The sequence below is a fragment of the Acinetobacter vivianii genome (genome assembly GCF_014635885.1).
In the GTDB taxonomy this organism is placed as follows: Bacteria; Pseudomonadota; Gammaproteobacteria; order Pseudomonadales; family Moraxellaceae; genus Acinetobacter; species Acinetobacter vivianii.
Genome location: NZ_BMDR01000002.1, coordinates 293,013 through 311,276, shown reverse-complemented (window position 1 = coordinate 311,276; position 18,264 = coordinate 293,013). Strand labels below are relative to the sequence as shown.

The following is an 18,264-nucleotide window of genomic DNA, read 5'->3' as shown; positions in this document are numbered from 1 at the left end:
TTAAATGCATGAAAGATTTTTTCCAAGACTTTTTTACCAAAAATGTTAATAATAATGATAATAGAACTGTTAACAATAATATTGTAATTGAGGGTGAAAATAATCCATTTGAGAAATCTAAAGATGAAGAACATCTGAGCCGGTTAAAAAGTGTTTATGAAATTACTATAGCAACAAGAAACTTAGAAATTGGACAATTAGTTCAAAGAAATAATTTTTTTATGATATTTCAGGGTGTATTATTTGCATGCTTAATTTATTCAAGCAATACTGTCCCATACGTCCATCTAATTCTTTGCTCGGTAGGATTTTACGTTGCATACTCTCAGACTGCTGTTGCAGCTGGAGCTAAATATTGGCAAGAATTTTGGGAGAAAAAATTAGAAACTATAGAACAGCATCTCTTAACATTTTATAAAAAAGATGAAAAAAATATTGCTATAGATAATAATCTAACAGAGTTTTATCAACTTTTCTCTACCGAACAATCAGAAATAAATAATGATGTTATAAAACAATTAGATAGAAACATAAAAAATGATAGCTGTAGAGCTAAAATAAATAATTTCTGGCATTCAATCTTAAATCAAAAAATTATAAATTACTTTACTTTTTTAAAAGTAATTTATAGTAGAGAACTAATATTAAATAAACCTTCCGTAAGCAAAATTCCGATTCGCGTTGGGCGTTTTTTCATGATAACGTGGGGACTATTATTTATTTCTACGCTATGGCTCCCAAATAAATGGTTAGAAGATAAAAATTTGAATGAAAATTATTTACGAGGTTTTCCAACACACAAAGAATCAGCTAAGCAAGAAATATATTTCTCATCGACTAATTCACTTGGTAATACTGAAAACCCACTAAATATTCACATCAAAGACTTAGAAAAATTAAATGATAATCAACCCATTAATATTGAACTATCAATTAATGGTAAAAAAATTGAAGCTAAAGGAGTAATTCAATGAGTGGATATGATTTGGAACAAAAACTCGTTATCGGTTTAGCTTCAAGTGCCCTATTTAACTTAGAAGAATCCGATGAAGTATTTAGAACAAAAGGTGAACTTGTATACCGAGAATACCAGCATAAAAATGAAAATGTGATTCTAGACCTAGGCGTTGCATTCCCTTTTATTCAACGCCTTCTAAGTTTAAATAGTATTTTTCCTAAAGATAAGCCATTTGTAGAAGTTATTTTACTTTCTAGAAATGACCCAAACACTGGTTTACGGGTTATGAACTCTATCGAGCATTATGGTTTAAATATAAAAAGAGCAATTTTTTTACAAGGTAGAACGCCTCATAAATATATTGATGCTCTGAATATTAGTTTATTTTTGTCTGCTAATGAGACTGATGTAAACCAAGCAATTACCGCTGGTTACCCCGCTGGCTTAATTCTAAAAGGCAATATCTTTGATATCGAACACGATGAAGAATTACGAATCGCTTTCGACTTTGATGGTGTCATAGCAGATGATTCCTCAGAACAAGTCTATAAAGAAAGTGGGCTTTCAGCATTTATTGAAAATGAAGAAAATTTAGCTAATCAACCTGCAAATATTGGTCCTTTACATAAATTATTGAAAGAACTTTCAACTTTACAAAAAGAAGAAATTAAATATCAGTCTCAAAATTCTGATTATAAAAGTAGATTAAGGCTTTCAATTGTTACAGCAAGAAATGCACCTGCCCATAAAAGGGTCATAAACTCTTTAAGAGCATGGGGAATAGATACAATAAACGAAGCATTTTTCTTAGGCGGCATTGAAAAACGTAGAGTTTTAGAAATATTAAATCCTCATATTTTCTTTGATGATCAAGTTACCCATTTAGAAAAAACAGCAGATATAGCATCGCTTCTGTTCACATTCCTTTCGGAATAGCTAACAAAAAACTTGATCTAGCTGATCAAAAAACGCCTACAACTGCTGACTCTTATTAATGATAGCAAAAAGTATCGTTACCCTGTCCTTGGCAAACAGGGTTCAATACATCAAAGCCCCCCATGCCCTAACAACATCTCCACCCCACTCACCTTTTTCATATGCTTTAAACGCTCTTTTTCCCACTTCAACTGCTGCTTTAACTCAGCACAATCCGCATCTATCGCTTTATACACATCACTAATATGCAGATGCTCAGCCTTTACTTTTTTCGCCAACTGAAAAGAATCTAAAATCTCTTCAATTTGACTTTCAAGCTGCTGACTTTGCGCATCCAAAGCCAATTTATAAAACTTTACTTGCTCTGCCGATAACTCTTTAGCCCCAACACCTTTATTCTGTTCAAGCTGTAATTGGAGTTTCAGTAAATAAAACAAATCCTGCTGTTCATAAGCCTGACTCGCCTGCTGGAATAACTCCGTTTTTTCCTCTTTCTTGGTTTCGTCTTGCTCTCGATCGGGATGAATCATGGCAGCAATTTTTAAATACACCGTTTTCAGCGACTGCGCAGCCATTTGCTCAGCTTGTTCACGTTTTTGCTGTTGTCGAAGTTGTTTGGCCTGTTCACGTGCCTGTTGCTGCTCGGCCGCATATTGCTCAAAATCATCTTGTTCTATTGCTGCACCCTTTTCAGAATTTTCATCTTGTTCAAATCTTATTGACTGTACTTTCTTATTCTTTTTAAGCGATTGCTGGGCATGTTGCTGATAAAAAGTATCAATCTGCTTGACCAGCGTTAACTGTTCATCCTTCAACATTTTGGAACGCTTTAACAACTGAGCAAGCTGGGCAATTTTTTCATCCAGTTGCTGTATATCGGCTTTGGAAAACTCATGCTGCTGCAACAAATTCCAAAGCTGATCTAATTGCTGAAACAGGATTTCATGCAGTTCACTGTATACAGGCATTAGCTTTTGCCGTGTGTGTTGTTGAATCTCGGCTTGGGCATTTTGCCATGTAGCAAGACTGATTTTTTGCTGTTCTATTTGATCAATCAGACGATTCAGCTTTTTCTGCTGTGCAGACGGTTCAGCCCTTTGTTTTAAACTGACTTTAAGATCAAAAGACATCACACATCCGCCTAAAAATAAAAAAGTGTAGCAATAATCAGACGGCGAAAGTAGCGCGCTCGAATATAATCAGCTATATAAAGAATAAAGCCGCCCAATGGAGCGGCTTATTCAATCAGATTAACGGATTACTGTGCGGTATAACCACCATCCATCACCACAGCCTGCCCTGTGATTCCTGCGCCTTTGCTGCTGGCAAGGAAAATCGCATAATCAGCAATTTCCTCCACGCTGAGTAAACGCTTCTGTGGCACCATCGCTAAAATTACATCTTCCAAAGCACTTTCCAGACTCACATTTCGGGTTTTTGCCAAGTCCGAAATTTGCCCACGTACCAACGGCGTATCGACATAACCTGGGCATAATGCATTCACGGTAATCCCGTCACGCGCACATTCCAAAGCTGCCACTTTGGTTAAGCCAATCACCCCATGCTTGGCACTGTTATAACCCGCCTTACCAGCAAAGCCAATCAAGCCATTGATCGAAGACATATTGATAATCCGACCATATTTTTGCGCTTTCATAATCGGAAACGCATGTTTAATCCCGATAAATGACCCTGTCAGCATCACCTGAACCAGTTTCTGATAAATATCAGTTGAGAAATCTTCAATTGCCGCAACATGCTGAAAACCCGCATTATTGATCAGGATATCCAGACGACCAAAGCTTTGCATGGTCAAATCAATTGCCGCTTTATACGCCTGCTCATCGGTCACATCACATGGAGCAGATAAGGCTTCAAAACCTTGCTGGTTTAACTGCTCAACCGCTTGCTGACATTTCTCGGCATTAACATCAGAAATCACTACTTTTGCGCCCTCCTGAGCAAATTTTTTCGCAATTTCTAAACCAATGCCACTGGCTGAACCGGTAATAAATGCCACTTTGGCTTCGAGTTGTTGAGTCACGGTACTACTCCTGTTCTTAATGATCTGTATTGCTCGCCAATCAATATGGGCAAGCTCAAATTAAAATTCGTCTTAGACAATATCGAACCATGTAAATGCAGCAATCACCACAAATACCGCTAAGGTCTTAATCACGGTCACTGCAAAAATATCTTTATAGGATTGTTTATGGGTTAGGCCTGTCACCGCGAGTAAGGTAATCACGGCACCATTATGTGGAAGCGTATCCATACCACCTGACGCCATCGCTACCACACGATGCATTACTTCGGGTGGAATGCCCGCAGCCACAATGGCAGCGTTATAGGTCTCTGCCATCGCACTCAGGGCAATACTCATCCCGCCAGAAGCCGAACCTGTAATCCCTGCCAGCACAGTCGTCGTTACCGCACCATTCACCAACGGATTAGTAAAGGTTGTACCAAGTGCATGACTGATCAAAGCAAAGCCCGGCAATGCCGCAATGATCGCACCGAAACCATATTCAGAAGCGGTATTCATCACTGCCAGCAATGACCCACCAATACTGGCATTTACACCTTCTTTAAAGTTGGTCACCACGCGCTGATAATCAAACAAGATCGCGGCAATAATTCCGACAATCAAAGCCAAACCAACTGCCCAGATTGCGCCTGTTTTTGCCACATCCACGCTGTAATTCGCTAAACCAATTGCGTTAAAATCAAAACCATTCGGATACCATTCTTTAATTGCCGTAGACAGATAACGGTTCATGACTGCAACCAGAATCAACGGAACAAAGGCCATACATTGACGTAATGCTGAACCATGCGTCGGCGTTGATGCCTCAACATCGGCAGTCGCTGACGTGACTTTATCCTCAGCAGCAAATCCCGCGTAACCCTCGCCTGCACGCGCCGCAGCTTTACGACGTGACTCCAGATAGAGTAGCCCCATACCCAAGACGAAGATCGCTCCAATCACACCGAGAAACGGCGCTGCATAAATATTGGTGCCAAAAAATGTGGTTGGAATCACGTTCTGAATTTGTGGTGTACCCGGCAGTGCATCCATGGTGAATGTAAATGCGCCTAAGGCAATCGTGCCCGGAATTAAACGTTTTGGAATATTGGCCTGTTGAAACAACTGATTGGCAAATGGATAAATCGCAAATACGGCGACAAATAGGCTAACACCGCTATACGTCAGAATTGCACCGAGTAAAACTACAGTTAAAATGGCTTTTTTAGCACCAATCCAGTTCACAATGGTACGGGCAATGGACTCGGCAATCCCCGACATTTCCACCACTTTGCCAAAGATCGCGCCCAGTAAGAACACCAGAAAATAATCTTTGATAAAATTGACCATTTTCGGCATAAAAACGCCTGAATAAAACGGCAGCACATTGGCGGGGTTAATCAGAAAAACCGCCAACAACGCGCACAACGGCGCCATCAAAATCACGGAAAAGCCACGATAGGCGGTGTACATCAACAAGCCTAAAGACAGCAGAATGACAAATAAGTCCCACATATTCTTTTACTCCATTTTCAAGAATATATGTCAGGGTCAACCAAATATTTTTTTTATACTGTGGTGGTTATCCTAACCATAAAAATTTTAATACTGCCTACTGCAGCACATAAATCACAACAAAGACGCGCACTAAAAACGTATTTTAAAATAGCATTAAAATCATAAAAAACAACATCATTAAAACAAAATAAATAATTTAAATTATGATTAAAAATCAATAATATAATAAAATACACTGTAATAAATTTAATTGATTAATAAAACAAATTAACTATTCAAAAATACTCATCAATCCCATAAAAGTATATTTAGATCTTTATTTTAAAATTCATTTTTCGATATTTAGAGAGAATTAAGCAATAATCTGACGACGACTTATTTTAAATAAACAGCTTGCTATGTAATACCAAATTAACAAAAATGCCAGTCACAAGGTGCGGTTTTTTTTATAAATTACACCATATAAATCAAAAACTTTCCGCATAGGTCTTCCACCATGACTTTAAAGCAACTCAAGGCATTTCTGGCTTTGACCCGTACTCTGAATTATGCAAATGCCTCTGCTGAATTGCATCTCAGCCAGTCTGCTTTAAGTTTGAGTATCAAATCACTGGAAGAAGAACTGGGTGGCAAACTGTTTAAACGCAACACGCGTCGCGTTGAACTGACACAGGAAGGCAAATCGCTGATTCCTTATGCCAAGAAATTACTGGCAAATTGGGAAGATATGGAAAAGGACGTTAAACAACGTTTTAAACTGAATCGCGGCACACTCAATATTGCTTCGATGCCCTTTGTCACGCATGCGATTTTGCCGCAGGTGATCCATAGCTTTTTAGCCAAACATCCCAATATCAGCTTTTCCATTCATGATATTCCCAATGAAAAAGTCCTAGAAAATGTACAGGATGGTATTTTTGAAATTGGCATTTGCTTTGAACCACCACGCAATGATCAACTGGAATTTAAGCCGTTATTTGAAGAAGACTTTCTTGCCTTGCTCCCCAAAACACATCCACTGGCAAGTGCAGATTCAATCAGTTGGAAACAACTGTGTGCCAATCCTTTTGTAACTTTACAGCACCCCTCGATTGTGCGGCACCTGATTGAAGAAAACTGTCTTAAAAACCATCTGACTTTGGATTTAAAAGTCGAATGCCATCAGATCAGTTCCCTCTCCAGCTTTGTTGCACTTGATATGGGGGTTAGTGCCATTCCGCGCCATTTTCAAAACTTTATCGACAAGGAACATAATGTCTTGATTGAGATTGAAGATGGAAAATTGCCTCAGGCAATCGGCATTGTCTATAAAAAGGATTTCGAGCTTTCCAATATTTCAGCCGAGTTTCTCGAAATCCTCTTACAGCATGATTTTGGCTAAGCCTCTCTGTAACTTGGCGAAGACAGTTTAATCTCGGTATCTCATTTGATTTTGAACAAGATCGATCGATTTCGTTTTATTAATGAGTTTCCCTCATTAATCCTTTAAAAATTTAAACTTCTGTAAATAAGTCCCGAATGCTAAAACTAATAAAAACCAGGGAATTTACAGGTGAAAAAATGAATAAAGTCTATTCAACGGCTGCACTGGCATTACAAGATGTCGTGAAAGATCAACAGACCTTTGCAGTTGGCGGTTTTGGTTTATGCGGTATTCCTGAGGCTTTGATTCAGGCCCTGAAAGAAAGTGGTGTGACAGGTCTCACCTGTATTTCCAATAATGCAGGCATTGATGATTTTGGCTTAGGTGTATTGCTCAAGACCCGACAAATTAAAAAAATGATTTCTTCTTATGTGGGTGAAAATAAAGAATTCGAACGCCAATATCTAAACGGCGAACTGGAAGTTGAACTCACCCCACAAGGGACATTGGCCGAAAAATTACGTGCTGGTGGTGCAGGTATTCCTGCCTTTTATACCGCAACAGGTGCAGGCACTTTAGTGGCTGAAGGTAAGGAACAACGCGAATTTAATGGTCGTACTTACATCCTTGAACCATCACTGACCGCAGATGTAGCACTGGTCAAAGCCTATAAGGCAGATAAAGCGGGCAATCTGGTGTTCCGTAAAACCGCACAAAACTTCAATCCTGAATGTGCGATGGCAGGAAAGATCACCATTGCCGAAGTGGAACAGATTGTTGAAATCGGCGAACTTGATCCAGATGAAATCCATTTAGCAGGGATCTATGTTAATCGTGTGGTGCTGAATGCCACACCAGAAAAACGGATCGAACAAAAAACGCTTAAAGCACAGGACGCATAATCATGGCATGGACACGTGAACAAATGGCACAACGTGCCGCACAAGAATTACAAGATGGTTTCTACGTCAATCTCGGCATTGGCCTTCCCACACTGGTTGCCAATTACATTCCAGAGGATATCGATGTCTGGTTGCAATCAGAAAACGGTTTGCTTGGGATTGGTGAATTTCCAACAGAACAGCAACTTGATCCTGATTTAATTAATGCAGGTAAACAAACCGTTACAGCTCGTGCAGGCGCTGCATTTTTCTCAAGCAGTGAATCCTTCGCCATGATTCGTGGTGGACATGTCAATATCGCGATTCTGGGTGCAATGGAAGTCTCTGAACAGGGCGACTTGGCCAACTGGATGATTCCGGGCAAGAAAGTCAAAGGTATGGGCGGTGCCATGGATCTGGTCGCAGGCGTACAGCGCGTGGTGGTCTTGATGGAACACAATGCCAAAGATGGGACTGCCAAAATCGTTAAACAATGCAGCTTGCCATTAACAGGCCAAAAAGTGGTGCATCGTATTATTACCGACTTGGGTGTTCTGGATGTTGTTGCAGAAGGCATCAAACTGGTAGAACTGGCACCTGATGTGACTGAACAGCAAATTCAGGATGCAACGGGCGTCGAGCTGTTGATTGAAGCCAAAGTCTAATCACACACTCTCTTTTTATTTTTAATAGAAGTGATGCTTTTCCGAGCATCACTTTTAGCCGTTTTTAGGCAGCAAAAATTCATTTAGGACAAATGGATTTCATAACACAACATCAAAGATGGATGCTTAAGATGAGTAAACAACCTGCCCTATTGGAACGTTTCGCGTTACGTATCAGTAACTGGTCAGAGAAATGGTTTCCTGACTCTTATATTTTTGCCTTACTTGGCGTCATTATTGTTTCATTCGCTGCGATCTGTATCGGTGCCCCCGTACAGGATGTTGCCAGTTCATTTGGGAATGGCTTCTGGAGTCTAATCCCTTTTACCTTGCAAATGACCATGTTGATCATTGTCGGTTATGTGGTTTCTGTTTCTGCACCTGTGAAAAAACTGATTCAGATGATGGCACGTATTCCCCATTCGGGACGTAGTGCCATTGTGTTGGTTGCCACCACAAGTCTGCTCATTTCATTGGTCAATTGGGCGGTCAGTACCATTTTGACCGCTTTACTGGTGATCGCGCTAGCAAAGCGTAAAGAACTCAATATGGATTATCGCGCTGCCGCTGCTGCTGCGATTATTGGCATGGGTGCAACGTGGGCATTGGGAATCAGTTCATCTGCCGCTCAATTACAGGCCAATAAAGCTAGTCTGCCAGAATCAATCTATAACCTGACAGGTGTGATTCCATTTACTGAAACCATTTTCCTGTGGCAGTCTTTGGTGATGACCTTGATCTTGGTGCTTGTCTCCATTGCGATTGCCTATTGGTCTGCACCAAAAGGTGACAATGTGAAGACCATGCAGGATTTTGAGCTGAGTTTTGATGAAGAGGAAAAAACTGAAGTTAAATCGACTCGACCAGGCGACTGGCTAGAGAACTCACCCTTATTAACTATTATTGTAGTGGCATTAGGCTTGATCTGGATGTTTATCGAGTTTTCCAAGACCAATCCGATCATTGCCATTTCCAGCCTCAATACCTATAACTTTGTATTTTTAATGCTGGGACTTGCCTTACACCGCACACCGCGTAACTTCCTGAACGCTGTCAGTCAGGCTGTCCCGGCTGTGTCAGGGATTCTGATTCAGTTCCCACTCTACGGCAGTATCGCTTTTATTATGACGCAAGCCTTGAACGGCGAAGACCTATCGTTATCGCACTACATTGCAGAGTTCTTTGTCTCGATTGCCTCGAAAGAAACTTTTGCCATTGTGATGGGCATTTATTCTGCGGTACTGGGTTTCTTTGTCCCATCAGGCGGTGGTAAATGGATTATTGAAGCGCCTTATGTGATGCAGGCGGCCAATGATCTACAAGTACATTTAGGTTGGTCGGTACAGATCTATAATGCTGCGGAAGCTTTGCCCAACCTGATCAATCCATTCTTTATGTTGCCAATGCTAGGGATTTTAAAACTCAAGGCCAAAGATGTGATTGGTTTTACCGTCACACAACTGATTGTTCATCTACCTCTGGTTCTGTTCTTATTATGGATTTTAGGTAGAACCTTAACTTACACCCCACCTGTAATGTAAACACACTATCTTTTTCTTCCTCAGGTTTCATTCACCTTGATCAGAATGAAATCTGCGGATGTCTTAATGAGCCTTCTAACGCGCGTTGTTCTAAAACAAAGCTAAGCTAAGCTAAATTCTGATGGTGGTTTCAATCCACGCCAAAAAACTGTGCTATTTTTAAGCAAATTGCACCACTATTCACCAAAATTACAAATTAATTTCTAAATTGGTGCACTTTTTGCATTATCTATTTCATCAAATTGGGTTGTTTCACTACAGCCTGAATTTTTAGATTTACTAAATCCTTTTTGGTGCAAAAAATGAATCAAATATATGCGCCAGAATCGAATTTAGCACTTTTTTTGAGCACCACTATGCAAAACGTAGATCTATTTTTCTTACTGCTCGGTGCAGTACTGGTATTGGCAATGCATGCTGGCTTTGCGTTTCTGGAACTCGGCACAGTACGCCATAAAAACCAGGTCAATGCCTTAAGTAAAATCCTAACCGATTTCGCTATTTCAGCAATTGCCTATTTCTTTGTCGGCTACTGGATTGCCTATGGTCAAAACTTCTTCCATGCAGGCAGCACGTTAGCCTCGGATCATGGCTATAACCTGATGCGCTGTTTCTTCTTGCTGACCTTTGCTGCTGCGATTCCTGCGATTATCTCAGGCGGGATTGCAGAACGTGCCAAGATGCGCTCGCAAGCCATCGCAACCTTGCTTTTGGTGGCACTGATCTATCCTTTCTTTGAAGGAATGATCTGGAATGGCAATTATGGTTTGCAAAAGTGGCTCGAGAACTCATTTGGTGCAAGTTTCCATGATTTTGCAGGTTCCGTTGTGGTACATGCCATGGGTGGCTGGATTGCCTTGGCTGCCGTGATTTTGCTGGGTGCACGTCATGGTCGCTATAAAAATGATGGTCGTGTCAGCGCACACCCGCCTTCATCAATTCCATTCCTTGCTTTAGGTTCATGGATTTTGATTGTGGGCTGGTTTGGCTTTAACGTGATGAGCGCTCAACGGGTTGAGGCGATTTCAGGTCTGGTTGCGATTAACTCACTCATGGCAATGGTAGGTGGAACGCTTGCAGCAAACTTTATGGGTAAAAATGACCCAGGCTTCTTGCATAATGGTCCATTAGCGGGCCTCGTCGCAATTTGTGCAGGCTCCGACATTGTGCACCCTATTGGTGCGTTATTGATTGGCGGAACCGCTGGTGCACTATTTGTTTACCTTTTTACCTATACCCAAAACAAACTAAAAGTAGACGATGTACTGGGTGTCTGGCCTTTACACGGCGTATGCGGTGCCTTTGGTGGCATTGCCGCGGGAATCTTTGGGCAACAAGCGCTGGGCGGTCTCGGTGGCGTTTCCATTATTTCACAAATTATTGGTACCAGCTTGGGGATTATCGTTGCACTCACTGGCGGTTTCCTTGTCTATGGCCTGTTAAAAGCGACACTTGGGCTGCGTCTTTCTCAGGAAGATGAATATCGTGGTGCAGATCTTTCAATTCATAAAATTTCAGCGAACTCAGAAGAATCCATGTTTTAATTTTTAATCTATTTCAAAGCGGCTGATCAAGCCGCTTTTTTTATGAGCACTCAGCAATCTCATTTCAGTTTGCTTGATCTTATTCCGTTCTTGTCTTGCCATGCCGCAACTTTAACAATGATCCAGCTTGCTTAAGATATTCATTCAAATCACTGCTTCTGTTCACTCAACCTGAAAAATAAGGGTCAAAGTCATGGCATACATTATGCTTTATGTTTCTTGCAACTTTTAATCGGATTTTTCCTTTAAAAAATTGCTTAATTCATCAACAGTTACCATTAACAAAACGGTAAAGAATATCGCTTGAGCAAACGTATTAACTTTTATTAAGATGAAAAATAATGTATTTTTTATGTTTAGAAAGAAAACATTATTTTTCATAACAATGAACGGTTAAACCGCAACAATTACGAATGCGATCATAACGATACAAAAGGAGTTTTGTATATGAAACATAAACGCACCATGACCTCCCTACTTTGTGCAAGCGCGCTGATGTTGGGATTAAGTGCCTGTAGTGACAATAAGGCCCCTGCTGCTGGTGAAAAAGCGGCTGATGGTAATGCCTCATCTTCAGGCACATTAAACAAGATCAAAAGCTCTGGTACGATTGTACTTGGTTATCGTGATTCCTCGATTCCTTTTTCTTACATTGCTTCCAATCCAAATCAGCCAGTCGGTTATGCGCATGACCTGCAACTAAAAGTAGTTGAGGCCGTTAAGCAAAAGCTCAACATGCCAGACCTGAAAATCCGCTATAACCTTGTGACCAGCCAGAACCGTATTCCACTGGTATCGAATGGTACGGTCGATCTGGAATGTGGTTCGACCACCAACAATAAAGAACGTCAGCAACAGGTTGATTTCTCGGTAGGTTTCTTTGAGGTTGGTTCAAGACTGCTGACCGCAAAAAATTCTGGAGTTAAAGATTTTTCAGATTTAAAAGGCAAAAAGCTGGTCACAACGGCGGGAACCACCTCTGAACGCTATATCCGTCAACATCAGCAAGAACTCGGTATTGGCGAAATCATTTCTGCCAAAGATCACGCTGAGTCCTTCCTGATGCTACAAAATGGCCGTGCTGTTGCATTTATGATGGATGATATTTTGCTTGCAGGTGAAAAATCTAAAGCCAAAGACCCAAATCAGTGGGAAATTGTGGGCACAGCGCCAATCCATGAAATCTATGGTTGTATGCTCCGTAAAGGTGACACTGGCTTTAAACAGGTTGTTGATGATGCCATTAAAGCTACTTATGCTTCTGGTGAAATCAATAACATGTATAAGAAATGGTTCCAGCAACCGATTCCACCAAAAAATATTAACCTAGACTTTGCGATGTCTGATCAGCTCAAAGCTCTGATTGCCAATCCACATGATCGGGATGAGTAATTCCCCTCTATAACAAGCATATTATTGCAGAACCGGGGAACAGAGGATGTTCTCCCGTTTCTTCTCAGGAGTTATTATGAATTATAGCTGGAACTGGGGAGTTTTGTGGCAATCGACAGGTATTGGAGACACCACTTACCTGAACTGGATTATAACGGGCCTGGGATGGCTGATCGTGATTGCTATTGTTGCATGGACTATTGCCATGCTGCTGGGCAGTGTCCTCGGGATTATGCGCACGCTTCCAAATAAAACAGCCAGAGCCATTGGCACAGCTTATGTGACCTTGTTCCGGAATGTACCGTTACTGGTTCAGTTATTTATCTGGTTTTATGTGGTTCCCAACTTTCTCCCTGCACCAATCAAAAACTGGTGGATGAATGATCTTGGCGCCAATACCACTGCACTGATTTCGGCCAGTATTGGACTCGGACTCTTTACCGCAGCGCGTGTATGTGAACAGGTACGCACAGGTATTGAAGCTTTACCGACTGGGCAAATTAATGCGGGTTATGCCATGGGATTTTCCACGGTGCAACTGTACCGTTACGTCATTCTGCCACAGTCTTTTCGTACCATTTTACCGCCCTTAAGTTCAGAACTAACCAACTGTGTGAAAAATACGTCGGTTGCCTCTTTGGTCGGCGTTGCTGAAATCATTTCACAGATGAAAACCATCAGTGAATACACCCAGAATACGATCGAAATTTACACCTATGTCACCGTGATTTTTATTGTCATCAATATCTGTCTCATCTTTGCCATGAACCTGCTGGAAAAGCGTCTGCGCATTCCTGGTTTAATATCAGGAGGAAAATAGCATGGAATGGTTAACTTCTTTTCTCAGTGATTTACAGCAGTCAGGGCCTGCGCTGTGGCATGGCTTCAGCATTACCTTAAAGGTCGTGGTTGTGGCAACAATCGGGGGGATTGCGATTGGTACCCTCCTCGCCTTGATGCGTCTGTCTTCGATCAGAGTCCTGAATGTGATTGCACAGGCCTATGTCAACCTGTTCCGTTCCATTCCCCTGCTGCTGGTTCTGATGTGGTTTTATTTTGCTGTACCATTTATTTATACCGCATCAACAGGCCAATATCTGACCATTGATACCGCACTGGTTTCCAGTATCGTCGCGTTTATGTTGTTTGAAGCCGCTTACTTTTCTGAAATTGTGCGTGCTGGTATCCAGTCTATTCCAAAGGGTCAGGCTGCTGCCGCATCCGCACTGGGCATGAGTTATGGACAGTCGATGCGTCTGATTATTCTGCCGCAGGCGTTTAGGAAAATGATGCCGCTATTACTTCAGCAGACCATCATCCTGTTTCAGGATTCCACAATGGTCTATGCCATTGGTCTGCTCGACTTTTTCAGAACAAACTATGTTCGTGGAGATTTAATGTCCTTGCTCACTCAATATATTCTATTTGCAGGACTTGTGTACTTTACCATCAGCGCCATTGCGACATTCGCAGTTAAACGTTTACAAAGGAGGTTACGTGTATGAGCGACAATAAAGTAATGATAGACCTCCAAAATGTCAGTAAGTGGTACGACCAGTTTCAGGTACTGACCGATTGCACCACCCAGATCAGTCAAGGTGAAGTGGTCGTAGTTTGTGGTCCGTCTGGTTCAGGAAAGTCCACCTTGATTAAAACCGTGAATGGATTAGAGCCATTTCAACAAGGTAAGATCTTTGTCGATAGCGTACCTGTTCATGAGCCTAAAACTGATATGACCAAACTACGTAGTCGTGTGGGTATGGTTTTCCAGCATTTTGAACTGTTTCCTCATCTCAGCATTACCGAGAACCTGACCATCGCCCAGATCAAGGTATTAGGACGTTCAGAAGCGGAGGCCAATAAAAAAGGACTGGCTTATCTGGATCGTGTTGGACTGAGTGCCCATGCCAATAAATACCCGGCCCAGCTTTCAGGCGGGCAACAGCAACGGGTTGCGATTGCACGTGCGTTGAGTATGGACCCGATTGCCATGCTGTTTGATGAACCCACCTCTGCCCTTGATCCTGAAATGATCAATGAAGTACTGGATGTCATGGTCGGATTGGCCAAAGAAGGCATGACCATGATGTGTGTGACCCATGAAATGGGCTTTGCCCGTCAGGTGGCGAACCGAATTATCTTTATGGATCAAGGTAAAATTGTTGAAGACTGCTCCAAAGATGAATTCTTTGGTACACCACGTGGGGAACGTGCGCAGCAGTTTCTCAATAAAATTTTACATTAACAGATTGATCAAACGATATATAAAGCAGCCTTTAAGGCTGCTTTATGCTGAAATAAAAGCGCTATTTCCTTTGAACAATAAGATCAAAACATTAACCTGTATATAAGGTTTAAACTGCTTTCCTCTCTCACATTTATCCCAACATTTTTTTATATATCTTTAAGAGCAAATTAAGCTTTTAGGAATTAAATACCAAGATCATATTCCCACCATAACAGCCTGCTCCATGATCTTGAGAACACCTTTTTTCATCTTGACGAGCTTTTTACTTTTTATCAGTTTTTTTATTTTACTGTTTGTATTCCCGGTAGGTGGAGCAATTGACTTACACTTAATTCAGCCTTGGGTCAGCCTACATGGAACCTTCCCTTATAAGAATGATTGGTTTCTCGAAAAGCTTAATCATACTTACGTCAAACAACTTCTAACGGCTGTGTATGTCGCTTTCTTCTTTTTATGGTGTGCATCGTTTAAAGTCGAAAAACTGAAACCTCAACGCTGGCAATATGGTTATATGTTTTGGGTCAGTATGCTATGCACCTGCATTGTAGGGTTGCTGAAAGCGCATTCTTCCCAAGCCTGCCCTTGGTATATGACCCATGAAACTGCAACGGGTTTCATTTGGGATTTTTCTGCAACCGCTGGACATTGTTTCCCTGGTGGACATGCCAGTACGGGCTTTGCCCTAATAACGGGTTACTTTGTCTATCGTCTTGATCAAAAACAGAGAGCATGGTTCTATCTTTTTGCTGGAATGCTCATTGGTTTCGCCATGGGCTGGGCACAAATGATGCGCGGTGCACATTTCCTCAGTCATAATCTTTGGACAGCATGGGTCTGCGTTGCAATTAATTTAGTATGTTATACATTCACTTATAAACGTCATCAACAAATAGCAAAGCGCGTTTCAGTACCGTTATAGGTATCTGATGTGGTAAAGTGAATGACAGTGCTCATAGAGCGAGTACCGAATTTTGCCCACATTAGGATATTTTTGCTGTCGTATGTCTGACTTTCAAATATTTTTAGAATCTACTTTTGCTTCTCAACAAGACTCTATTCAATCTTATGAACTAGGCTTACGCAAAGTATGGTTAAAAAAGGCCTCTGAACGTCACGGACTATGGCTCTACACGCCACTGAAATGGCTTGCCAAAATCTTTAATCTCGGTGCGATTACTCCTGTTCCAAACCAAGGTGGCTCTAAGGCCATTCAATGCGAGTTCAAACGCATTCAGCAGCTCAAAGCTTTGGGTATTTCCACTCCAAATGTGTTGGCAGTTTCAAAAAAAGGTATTCTGTTAGAAGACGTTGGCTCACAACGCCAGAGTCCTGTCAGTCAGTTGGATCAGAAGCTAGGCAGCCTTAAAGGTCATCCTGAAGCGAGATATGCCTTATTTGATCAAGCCATTCAGGCCATCAGTCATATTCATCATCAACAAGGTTATTTAAGCGAAGCTTTTGCGCGCAATATTCTGGTTGATCAACAGAACCAGTTTACCTTTATTGACTTTGAAACCGATCCGAGAGATGTACTCAGTCTGCATGACTGCTTTGTACGCGACTGGTTATTGTTTATTTTTTCAACGGCTTATCATTTTGAATTTGAACAGCTTGAACAGGCCAGCCAGCAACTTTATCAAGCCTTACTGGCGGAACCACAAGTCTATAAAGACATTTGCAAAGTAGGCAAACGCTTAAACTGGGTACTACGCTTTAATGTCAGCAAAGTCGGCAATGATGGTAAGCGTATCCAGAAATGTGTCCTGTTTCTACGTTATTTGCGCGAACAGGCCGAGACAGCAACCGCAGCAAACTAAAGCGTTATACGTCCAATATTATAAGCTTGCTTTGTCTTCATGATGTGCAAGCTTTTTCGGCAATTTAACCAATACTGATAATCCACCCAGCTCAATACTTCTCGATAAGGTCAGTACCCCACCTAAGCGTTGGGTCGCTTTATCGACAATAGACAAACCTAGTCCACTGCCCACTTCTAAATGATGATGCACACGGTAGAAGCGCTTCAAGACCTTGTCATATTGTTCAGGATCGATCCCTGCACCGCTGTCTTCGATCTGGATATAAGCAAAATCATCAGAATCGCTATACACCGAAATATTGATAATACCTTGTTCTGGCGTGTACTTAATCGCATTGTCAATCAGGTTGAAAATAATCGAATGTACCGTCGATTCAAGGCTTTGCATTTCAATTAAATCATTACGTTCAAACCCTAGATCGATTTCTTTTTGCATGGCCAGATTCACCAGTTGCTCCACACAATTTAACGCCACATCATTCAGGCGAAAATTGGTATTTGGTTCAATCAGACTCAGTGCCACATCCTGTTTAGCCAAAGCCAGAAGCTGGGTCACCAGATGTTGAATCCGTGCCAGACCTTTACTCAGATTCTGCAAAGATTCATGTTCAGGAAGCTGGCTAATCAAGATACGGGTTTGTAAATTCAATGCTGTGACAGGCGTCCTGAGCTCATGTGCAGCATCGGCGATGAACTGTTTCTGTTCTGTTTGAGCATGCTGAATACGCTCAAACAAACGGTTCATTTCTTCAATGGTCGGTAATAATTCTTGTGGGTAATCTTTGACATCAATCGGTGATAAGCCATCGGAATCCCGCTGAGTCAGTTCTTCCTTAAATTCATCCAGAGGTTTCAGACTGAGACTGATGATAAACGCCAGTACAATAATCGCCACAGGGAGCAACAGAATATAAGGAATAAACATACTGCCCGCCAATTCCCATGCAAAAACCTTTCGCACTTGTTCTTGCTGGCTGACCTGAATCTGGTAATCTTTTAAAGGAACCACATAAACACGCCACTTGCCTTGAGACGTCGTCTGGGTATAGAAACCCGCCTGTTTGACAGGTGGAACCAGTAAATGGGTTTGATGCCATAAATGGGTCTGATCTTTATAGGCCCAAATATCAATCAATAAATCTTCTTCATGATAAGTACGGTGCAATTCGACACGACTTGCAACTGGGGTTAACGGCTGAGAGGTAGAATGCTCAGCCATGTATTGCATTTGCGTATCTAAAATTTCATCAACTTCATGCAATGAGATTTTATAAGCCGCCAAAATCAGAAAACAACCTAACACCACGCTAAAGATGGAGGTTCCCCAGATGAGTCTTTTCTTTAGCGAATAATGTTGGCTTTTTTGCATCGTA

At 41.5% G+C, this 18,264-nt stretch carries 17 protein-coding genes; 13 read left to right on the top strand and 4 right to left on the bottom strand.

Annotated elements, in window-relative coordinates; genetic code table 11:
• Positions 1 to 8: 8 nt before the first annotated feature.
• Together IEV36_RS05290 and IEV36_RS05285 are read left to right on the top strand one after the other, a co-directional pair.
• On the top strand, positions 9 to 974 hold the full coding sequence (locus IEV36_RS05290) for a RipA family octameric membrane protein (protein ID WP_005259252.1): 966 nt from the start codon (positions 9 to 11) through the stop codon (positions 972 to 974).
• Positions 971 to 1,894: a 5'-nucleotidase gene (locus IEV36_RS05285; RefSeq protein WP_005259253.1), complete on the top strand. Its 924-nt coding sequence runs from the start codon at positions 971 to 973 to the stop codon at positions 1,892 to 1,894. The genes IEV36_RS05290 and IEV36_RS05285 overlap by 4 nt, the downstream gene beginning before the upstream one ends.
• Before the next feature lie 110 nt (positions 1,895 to 2,004).
• Here the strand turns inward: IEV36_RS05285 and IEV36_RS05280 are convergent, their stop codons facing one another.
• The 3 genes from IEV36_RS05280 to IEV36_RS05270 form a co-directional block, all read right to left on the bottom strand.
• Positions 2,005 to 3,024: a coiled-coil domain-containing protein gene (locus tag IEV36_RS05280; RefSeq protein WP_005259254.1), complete on the bottom strand. Its 1,020-nt coding sequence runs from the start codon at positions 3,022 to 3,024 to the stop codon at positions 2,005 to 2,007.
• A gap of 128 nt (positions 3,025 to 3,152) precedes the next feature.
• Entirely contained in the window at positions 3,153 to 3,938 is a 786-nt protein-coding gene (locus IEV36_RS05275; RefSeq protein WP_005259255.1) for a 3-hydroxybutyrate dehydrogenase, read from the bottom strand.
• A gap of 72 nt (positions 3,939 to 4,010) precedes the next feature.
• On the bottom strand, positions 4,011 to 5,435 hold the full coding sequence (locus tag IEV36_RS05270; RefSeq protein WP_005259257.1) for a GntP family permease: 1,425 nt from the start codon (positions 5,433 to 5,435) through the stop codon (positions 4,011 to 4,013).
• 499 nt (positions 5,436 to 5,934) lie between these two features.
• Between IEV36_RS05270 and IEV36_RS05265 the strand changes: the two genes are divergently transcribed.
• The 11 genes from IEV36_RS05265 (at position 5,935) to IEV36_RS05215 (ending at position 16,889) form a co-directional block, all read left to right on the top strand.
• Entirely contained in the window at positions 5,935 to 6,819 is an 885-nt protein-coding gene (locus IEV36_RS05265) for a LysR family transcriptional regulator (protein ID WP_004775239.1), read from the top strand.
• A 179-nt stretch (positions 6,820 to 6,998) separates the two neighbouring features.
• The gene (locus tag IEV36_RS05260) at positions 6,999 to 7,703 is read left to right on the top strand and encodes a CoA transferase subunit A (RefSeq protein WP_005259259.1); all 705 of its coding nucleotides are present in this window, start codon (positions 6,999 to 7,001) and stop codon (positions 7,701 to 7,703) included.
• 2 nt (positions 7,704 to 7,705) lie between these two features.
• Complete coding sequence (locus IEV36_RS05255; protein WP_004775243.1) at positions 7,706 to 8,347, top strand: CoA transferase subunit B; 642 nt, start codon at positions 7,706 to 7,708, stop codon at positions 8,345 to 8,347.
• Between the two features lie 131 nt (positions 8,348 to 8,478).
• On the top strand, positions 8,479 to 9,888 hold the full coding sequence (locus IEV36_RS05250) for a short-chain fatty acid transporter (protein ID WP_005259261.1): 1,410 nt from the start codon (positions 8,479 to 8,481) through the stop codon (positions 9,886 to 9,888).
• 356 nt (positions 9,889 to 10,244) lie between these two features.
• The gene (locus IEV36_RS05245; protein WP_005259262.1) at positions 10,245 to 11,432 is read left to right on the top strand and encodes an ammonium transporter; all 1,188 of its coding nucleotides are present in this window, start codon (positions 10,245 to 10,247) and stop codon (positions 11,430 to 11,432) included.
• A gap of 447 nt (positions 11,433 to 11,879) precedes the next feature.
• Entirely contained in the window at positions 11,880 to 12,824 is a 945-nt protein-coding gene (locus IEV36_RS05240; protein WP_005259265.1) for a transporter substrate-binding domain-containing protein, read from the top strand.
• 76 nt (positions 12,825 to 12,900) lie between these two features.
• A complete protein-coding gene (locus IEV36_RS05235) occupies positions 12,901 to 13,644 on the top strand; it encodes an amino acid ABC transporter permease (RefSeq protein WP_005259266.1) in 744 nt (247 codons plus the stop codon).
• Position 13,645: 1 nt separating this feature from the next.
• On the top strand, positions 13,646 to 14,329 hold the full coding sequence (locus tag IEV36_RS05230) for an ABC transporter permease subunit (RefSeq protein WP_005259268.1): 684 nt from the start codon (positions 13,646 to 13,648) through the stop codon (positions 14,327 to 14,329).
• A gap of 14 nt (positions 14,330 to 14,343) precedes the next feature.
• Positions 14,344 to 15,069: an amino acid ABC transporter ATP-binding protein gene (locus IEV36_RS05225; protein WP_171067072.1), complete on the top strand. Its 726-nt coding sequence runs from the start codon at positions 14,344 to 14,346 to the stop codon at positions 15,067 to 15,069.
• Between the two features lie 226 nt (positions 15,070 to 15,295).
• On the top strand, positions 15,296 to 15,991 hold the full coding sequence (locus tag IEV36_RS05220; RefSeq protein ID WP_005259270.1) for a phosphatase PAP2 family protein: 696 nt from the start codon (positions 15,296 to 15,298) through the stop codon (positions 15,989 to 15,991).
• Between the two features lie 82 nt (positions 15,992 to 16,073).
• Entirely contained in the window at positions 16,074 to 16,889 is an 816-nt protein-coding gene (locus IEV36_RS05215) for a BUD32 family EKC/KEOPS complex subunit (protein WP_005259272.1), read from the top strand.
• Positions 16,890 to 16,907: 18 nt separating this feature from the next.
• Here IEV36_RS05215 and IEV36_RS05210 read toward each other — a convergent pair whose 3' ends face one another.
• Positions 16,908 to 18,260, bottom strand: coding sequence for an ATP-binding protein (locus IEV36_RS05210; protein WP_005259273.1), 1,353 nt, complete (start codon positions 18,258 to 18,260; stop codon positions 16,908 to 16,910).
• Positions 18,261 to 18,264 lie beyond the last annotated feature (4 nt).